Source organism: Streptomyces griseosporeus (assembly GCF_014656055.1).
Taxonomy (GTDB): Bacteria; Actinomycetota; Actinomycetes; order Streptomycetales; family Streptomycetaceae; genus Streptomyces; species Streptomyces griseosporeus.
Window position 1 is genome coordinate 91,185 of sequence record NZ_BNBR01000002.1, and the last position, 6,479, is coordinate 97,663.

General features: G+C 69.8%; 10 protein-coding genes. 2 read left to right on the top strand and 8 right to left on the bottom strand.

The window, feature by feature from the left end; all coding sequences use genetic code 11:
- Window positions 1-246: 246 nt before the first annotated feature.
- The 6 genes from IE308_RS09460 to IE308_RS09485 all read right to left on the bottom strand — a co-directional run bounded on the left by IE308_RS09460 (window position 247) and on the right by IE308_RS09485 (window position 3,368).
- Window positions 247-615: a DUF805 domain-containing protein gene (locus IE308_RS09460; protein ID WP_190217484.1), complete on the bottom strand. Its 369-nt coding sequence runs from the start codon at window positions 613-615 to the stop codon at window positions 247-249.
- A 127-nt stretch (window positions 616-742) separates the two neighbouring features.
- Window positions 743-997, bottom strand: a complete 255-nt coding sequence (locus IE308_RS09465; RefSeq protein WP_190217485.1) for a hypothetical protein — start codon at window positions 995-997, stop codon at window positions 743-745.
- Window positions 973-1,683: a low temperature requirement protein A gene (locus IE308_RS09470; protein ID WP_190217486.1), complete on the bottom strand. Its 711-nt coding sequence runs from the start codon at window positions 1,681-1,683 to the stop codon at window positions 973-975. Before IE308_RS09470 ends, IE308_RS09465 begins: the two co-directional genes overlap by 25 nt.
- On the bottom strand, window positions 1,617-1,862 hold the full coding sequence (locus IE308_RS37205) for a low temperature requirement protein A (RefSeq protein ID WP_190217487.1): 246 nt from the start codon (window positions 1,860-1,862) through the stop codon (window positions 1,617-1,619). The genes IE308_RS09470 and IE308_RS37205 overlap by 67 nt, the downstream gene beginning before the upstream one ends.
- A gap of 256 nt (window positions 1,863-2,118) precedes the next feature.
- On the bottom strand, window positions 2,119-2,559 hold the full coding sequence (locus IE308_RS09480) for a nucleoside deaminase (protein WP_190217488.1): 441 nt from the start codon (window positions 2,557-2,559) through the stop codon (window positions 2,119-2,121).
- Window positions 2,556-3,368: an LLM class flavin-dependent oxidoreductase gene (locus IE308_RS09485; protein ID WP_190217489.1), complete on the bottom strand. Its 813-nt coding sequence runs from the start codon at window positions 3,366-3,368 to the stop codon at window positions 2,556-2,558. The genes IE308_RS09480 and IE308_RS09485 overlap by 4 nt, the downstream gene beginning before the upstream one ends.
- A gap of 93 nt (window positions 3,369-3,461) precedes the next feature.
- Here IE308_RS09485 and IE308_RS09490 point away from each other — a divergent pair, with 93 nt between their 5' ends.
- Complete coding sequence (locus tag IE308_RS09490; RefSeq protein ID WP_190217490.1) at window positions 3,462-3,911, top strand: Lrp/AsnC family transcriptional regulator; 450 nt, start codon at window positions 3,462-3,464, stop codon at window positions 3,909-3,911.
- Between the two features lie 66 nt (window positions 3,912-3,977).
- Here IE308_RS09490 and IE308_RS09495 read toward each other — a convergent pair whose 3' ends face one another.
- On the bottom strand, window positions 3,978-5,231 hold the full coding sequence (locus tag IE308_RS09495) for an MFS transporter (RefSeq protein WP_229908792.1): 1,254 nt from the start codon (window positions 5,229-5,231) through the stop codon (window positions 3,978-3,980).
- 125 nt (window positions 5,232-5,356) lie between these two features.
- Between IE308_RS09495 and IE308_RS09500 the strand changes: the two genes are divergently transcribed.
- Complete coding sequence (locus tag IE308_RS09500) at window positions 5,357-5,908, top strand: CGNR zinc finger domain-containing protein (RefSeq protein ID WP_190217492.1); 552 nt, start codon at window positions 5,357-5,359, stop codon at window positions 5,906-5,908.
- A 122-nt stretch (window positions 5,909-6,030) separates the two neighbouring features.
- On the opposite strand, the gene IE308_RS09505 is transcribed toward IE308_RS09500, so the two are convergent.
- Window positions 6,031-6,479, bottom strand: a 449-nt coding sequence (locus tag IE308_RS09505) for a DUF305 domain-containing protein (protein ID WP_190217493.1), incomplete at its 5' end; no start/stop codon positions are given.

The following is a 6,479-nucleotide window of genomic DNA, read 5'->3' on the forward strand; positions in this document are numbered from 1 at the left end:
ACAACGCAGCTTCGGCAAGGGGCCGGTGACGGGCTCCCCCGAGGCCACGGCCGCCAACCCCGCACCCACCAGTACACACAGCCCTGATCGGCACAACCGCGTACGGCATCGATGTCGGTGAGGTTCGCCCTACGAGGTGCTGGCCTCGGCAGGGCCGGCTCGCCGGCCGACCGCGATGTCCCCGGGTGTTCAGGGCCAGCAGCGCTTTTATGGCGGCGGCCCGGTTCCCCGACACCTGTCGTCCAATCAGGGTTGCCCGGTCACGAGAACGCCGGCTTCCTTCGGGTTGACGCCGTACTTGTTCTGACCCGGGGTGCCTTCGGTCGCCATGAAGATGAGCATGACGACGAAGCCGACCAGGGGGAGCAGCCCGATCAGGCACCACCAGCCAGATCGGTCGGTGTCGTGCAGCCGTCGGACGGTCACGCCGAGCGAGGGCAGCAGGATCGCCAGCGAGTAGAGGGTGCTCGCAACCTCGCTGCCGACGTACCCGTCCACGAACATCAGGACGATGTAGATGCCCACGTTGAAGGCTGCGAACATCCAGTATTCCTGGCGGCGCGCGCGTCCGTGGAAGACCGCGTAGTTCTTGAGGACGTCAACGTACCAGTGCACTGCGTTTCCCCCTGGGGCGGCTTTCAGCGGCCCGGTCGGACGACCGGACCGGCGGACGAAGCTACGGTGGGGCCGCGTACACGTCAAACAGACTCCCCGCTGGGTGTACGGGCGCGGTCGTGCACCGTTACCGGAGCTCAGTCCTGCGCCGGCGATCGTAGAAGATCGGCCACAGCGCCACGAGAACGAGCAGCCAGATGACCACTCCGGTCCGCACGCCCGTGCCGAACGCCGCCAGCAGGAGCGGCAGCCCAGTGCACGGCAGAGCCACCCACCCCAGCCACCGGCCCTCCTGGTGGGCGTCGGGCAACCAGGCGATGCCGCTGAGCAGGAAGTAGCCGGCCAGGGCCGAGCACATCAGCCAGCGCGTGCCGTCGGACAACGAGTCGGGGTGTTCGACAGCCGACCCCAGCGCGGCGGCGAGCGCCGCGAGACAGCCGGACAGGAAGCAGTGCAGCGGCAGGGCGGCTCGGGTCGGCAGGACTCCCTCGGCCAGTGGGGGACGCCGGAGTAGCCGTGCCGTAACGACAGCGTCCACACGGCGGCGAGCAGGAAGAACGACGCGACGCCGAGCGTCCACACGTCCCTGTGCCACGCGACGTCGGAGGCGGCGTAGACCACCTGGGCGATGCCTTCGCCCAGCACGATGAGGACGAACAGGCCCAGGCGCTCACTCAGATGCTCGGCCTGAGACCGGGCCACCACGACACCGGTGACCGGCGGCTGGGAACGGGAGGAGCCACCCTCCATCCGGCTCGTGCTGCGTTCGAGAGCCTCGTGCTGGTTCTCGTCTTTGTGACGCTTGACGAACTCCCGCGCGGACACCGCGAAGGTGACGTACAGGTCCAGAGCGACGCCGAGGGCCCACAACCAGTAACGCACTGGTGCATGTGCCCACAGCGAGACGATCCACGGGGTCACCCCGAGTGACATCTGGGCCGCGGGCCAGTCGACGAGCAGCTGCCTACGGCGCTGCCACGACTGGTTGGCCAGAACGCGGATCAGGACGTAGGCGAGGGCGAGGACGCGGGCGTGCTGGTCCTCCTCCTCATGATCCAGGCCGTCCACAGTGCCAGGAACAGCAGTGCGTACAGTCCCAGGTCGGACGGGCCGAGGTCGCCGCGGAGAAGATGGGCGACCTGGGCCACAGCTGTGACGGCGACCAGATCGAAGAACAGCTCCAGCCAGCTGGCATGCCGCTCCTGCGAGTCATGGGGTTCCGGCTTCTGTCCAGCCGCAGCGTCCACGTCACTCCTCGGTGTCTCCGCCGGCACGGTGCAGGTGCCCTGCCCGACAGTAAGGCCGCTGAGACTCCACCTGTGCGCAGCGACGCAGCAGCGGGAGCAGGCAGTTGCGTACGCCCCGAGGTCTTGCTCGGGAAGCGCTCACGCCCGTAGATCGACGACCGTATAGGTCGCGAACACCCTTACTGAGAGCCACGAACTCGTCGTCGACGAGCTGCTGTTGCGGGACTTCGGGTGCTTGACGGACTGCCGGTCGTGGTCATCGGGTGGGCCGGTAATAGGCCGCTACGGGTTCGCGCGCCTCGTCGTGGAGGGCCGGGCCGTCGTGCGGCACCGTCGGCCAGGCGCCCGACGGTGGGTTGAGCGCGACGAGTTGCTCGGTCGACAGGGCGTAGACGACCCGGCCGATGCCGGAGCGGACGATGCCGCCGTCGCACATGCCGCAGGGCTGGCAGCTGGTGTACAGGGTGGTGCGGGCAGCCGTGTCCGGGTCGAGTTCGCGGGCCGCCCAGCGGGCGAGCTTCAGTTCCGGGTGGGCGCTGATGTCGTTGTCCCGCCGGACCGTGTTGTGGGCTTCCGCGAGCACGGTGCCGTCCGGTCCGGCGAGAAGGGAACCGTACGGTGCGTCGCCCAGGGTGACCGCGTGGGCGGCGATGCCGATGGCACGCCGCAGAAGGGCCTCGTCGGCCGGGGTGATCATGATGGGGTGCTCCAGTGGGTTGCCACAGTGGTGATTGCTTGCCATGCCGCTCCGGGCCGGCGGGTCTCTTCCGGGTCTCCGTGGTAGGGGTCGAGTACGACGGTGTCCGCGCCGAGCAGGCGCAACTGGTCGAGGTCGTCGAGGATCTGTTCGATGGTGCCGACGCCGGCAGGCCGGTCGGAGGCGTCGACCGGTGCGCTGGTGACGCGCAGGGCGATGCGGGGCGCGAACCCCGGCAGCTCGTGCTGTCGCAGGACTTCACGCATGTGGGGCATGGAGAGCCGCAGCGGGTGCCAGGCGTCACCGAACCTCACCGCCCGCCGCAGGGCCGCCTCGCTGTGGCCGCCGATCCAGAGGGGGACCTCCCCCTCATGGCGCCCGGCACCCCTGGCCCCCCGGAGGACGCCCAGGCATTCGTCCGTCAGGCGGCCGCGCGCGGTGAACGGCACGCCCAGTGCCTCGAATTCCTGCCGGGCCCAGCCCACGCCCGCCCCGAGGACGAAGCGACCGCCGCTCAGCTGGTGGAGGTTGGCAGCCATGCGGGCCACCAGCAGGGGATGCCGGTACGGCAGGATGAGCACCGTCGTGCCCAGCCGCACCGTGGTGGTGAGGCCGGCCAGCCAGGACAGGGTCGTGAACGGCTCGTAGAACGGTTCCGGGTACCGTTCCGCCACGTCCGGGGTGATCGCCACATGGTCCGACACCATGAGGGCTCCCAAGCCGAGGTCCTCAGCGAGCCGTGCCCATTCACGCAGGATGCCGGGATCGGTTCCGGGGCCGAAATTCGGTACGTTGACGCCGAGTTGCATGGGCCGAGCCTATGCCGGTGATCATGGCGGACGGAACGGGAAGCTCCTTGCGTAGCTGCCGCTTCTCCGTGAATTTGTTGGTACTTTCGCCGCATGGCCGGGAATCTTGACCACGTCGACTGGGCGATCATCGAGCAGCTGCAACGGGAGGCCCGCATCTCCCTCAGCGAACTGGGCCGCCGCGTGAACCTCAGCCCCTCGGCCACCACCGAACGCGTGCGCAATCTGGAGGCCTCGGGCATCATCACGGGCTACCGCGCCGAGATCGACCTGGCCAAAGTCGGCTACCCCGTCCTCGCCATCGTCCGCCTCAAATATCCGGGCAACCGCCACGAACCGCTGCGCCGCCTCCTCGCCGAACGCCGCGAGATCCTGGAGTGCCTGCGCACGACCGGCGACGACTGCTACACCCTGAAGGTGGCCGCGACGTCCATGGAACACCTGGAGACCCTCATGGACGAACTCGCCGGCTTCGGCAGCACCACCACGAGCGTCGTCTACCGCCAGACCCTCCCCTACCGCGGTCCCATCGCCCCGAAGTGACACGGACATCGTTGTGTCCCAGGTTCTCGGCGATCCGGAGTGCACGGTGTGTCAGCAAGGGAGAGGTCAGCGCCTCGCCTTCGTCGTCGACGGCGGGCACTTCGCCTTGGTCTCCTTCCGTCCCCTCAGCAAGCACGCGCCCAGCACAGCCGCAGCAACCTGGCAGCCGGCCGCTGCGAGAACCAGGCTTCCCGACCCGGGCGACTGCCAGCAGCCCGCCAGTGCGGCTCCCCCTGCGGCGAACGTGCTCTTGATACCTGCTCCAAGAGTGAACACCTGGGTCCGAACGGCCGGGGGCGCGTAGCGATCGCGCCCGGCGAGGAGCGCGGCGAAGAGCGGGCCCGTGCAGCACCCGGCCAGCGCGAAGCCGCCGGCCGCCACGGCAACGTTGTCCGCGCACGGCACGAGGGCCAGCGCCACCCCGGTCGCGCACAGCATGCCGATGACGGTCCATTCAGGGCGCCGACTCCCCCACGGCCGCCAGGCATAGGCCAGGGAGCCGGTGAGTGAGCCGAGTGCCAGGGCGGTCATCAGACCTCCTGCGGCCCAGGGCGCCCGGTAATGAGCGGCGAGCAGGACGGAGATCACGGGCAGGGCACCGATTCCGAGCTGTCCCACTCCGCTGGCCCAGGAGAGCGACCTCAGCGGGGGGTCGCGGACCAGCAGGACGGCTGCGGCACCCAGGTCCGCGGGGCGCAGCGCGGGGTTTCCCCCCGTGCGAGGGCCCAGCGGCAAGGCGAAGACGAGTAGCCCGCCGACGACGGCACCGGCGCCCAGAAGCACGAGGGCGCGGCCGGGACCCGTCGACACAGCGAGCCCGGACGCGAGGGCGGGTCCGGCCATCCCGGCCAGGTTGTAGGAGACGGCGTCCAGGCTGAAGCCGCGGCTCAACGCCGTGGGCGGCAGCAGGTCGCTCAACAGACTGGTCAGACCTCCCGTCAGCAAAGGGGTGCAGCAGCCTGCTGCCGCGGCCACCAACAGCGCCGCAGGGGCGGGCACCCTCCCGACCAGCAGGGCGACGGCGCCCAGCCCAGTCCCGTAGAACACCAGGCCACCCGCCTGGAACAGCCGACGTCGCCGGACCCGGTCGGCGAGGGCACCGGCCAGCGGGGCAGCCAAGACGCTGGGCACGAGCAGGGCCGCGCTGAGGGCACCCCCATAGCCGGTACTCCCGGTGCGGTCCACGGCGAGCACCACCAGGGCGACCCGCGCCCCCTCTGAGGCGATGCGGACCAACAGGGCTACCTGGAGGTAGCGGACGAGCACCCACCTCTGCGCGCCTCGACGCCTGCGCTGCTCCACGGACGTCTGTAAAAGCACTGCGTGCCTCCCGACCGGGACCCCGCTGCCGGGACGCCCCACGTGGCTTGTCCTGCCACTCTTCGTCATACCCTGAAGGTATGACGGCATGTGTGGTGGGCGTTCACGATGCTCATACTCAAGGGGTGAGCTTCGCCTTCGTCAGTGATCATCTGGCTCTCGACTTCGCTGCCACCATGGCCTGGCGCACCACGCGTCGCACAGAACTCCTGGCCGAGCCGCACGACTTCGTCCGGTGGGCTGTCGAAGCCGGCGTGGTGGACGAGCTGGATGCGGTGGCCCGGGCGGACCTGGCCGAGGCGCGTGCGCTACGCGAGGCGATCTACCGGCTGGCACTGTCCGCCGTGGAAGGCGGGCCGTCCGACGGTGAGGACATCGCCCTGGTCCGGCAGGCGGCCGAGCACCCTCCGGTGCGCCTCGCGCTGCAGGCCGTGGGCCGGGTGGAACGCCGGGGCGGGGTGCGGGAAGTGCTGGCCACGCTCGGGACAAGCGCCAGCGATCTGCTGGGCGGTCCCGAGCGCTTGCTCATCCGGCAGTGCACCGCTGAGCCGTGCACCCGCCTCTTCCTCGACCGCTCACGAGCAGGCACCCGACGCTGGTGCTCCAAGCGAAGTTGCGGCAGCAGGATCAACTCCGCCGCCTACCGCCGTCGCACCCGCGAGGACCTCCCGACCTGACCCCGACACGCTGAAACGCCTTCCGAGGCCGGGTCGCTGGAGACGGTGCTCACAGAGTGGCTTCTTGTTTCGAGCACCGAATCGTCACGATCGCGGAAGCGCGACGGCCGAAGGCGGCATCGTCAGCGCACGGCGTCGAGCCGGGTGAGTTGTTCGGTCGCGCTCCTCTCGATCGCGGTGGCGGTTTCCTTCGCTCTCTTCGCGCTGCCCGACGTGCGTTCGCTCGCACACAGGACACGTACATGGACGAGATGGGCCCGCAGGCTCGGCACGACGAGGCGGTCGAAGCTGCCTCCGGTGGCGGTCTTCGCTCGCTGCACCGTGTCGAGGGTGATCATGCCCGGCATGTTGTGGCCCTCGTGGGGGCGGGTGTCGGGGACGCCCGAGAGCTTCAGCAGCTCCTGGAGGTCCGCCAGTTCGTCTTTCAGTCTCCTTCCCGCTTGGGCTGCCCACCCGGCCAGGGCCGGGTGGGCGGCGCGGGTGGGCGCCAGGGCGGTGAGCAGCTGGGCTCGTTCGTCCATGGGGATCATCAGCTGGATCCACGCGGTGTCGGTGGCGTTGAACGCCTCCG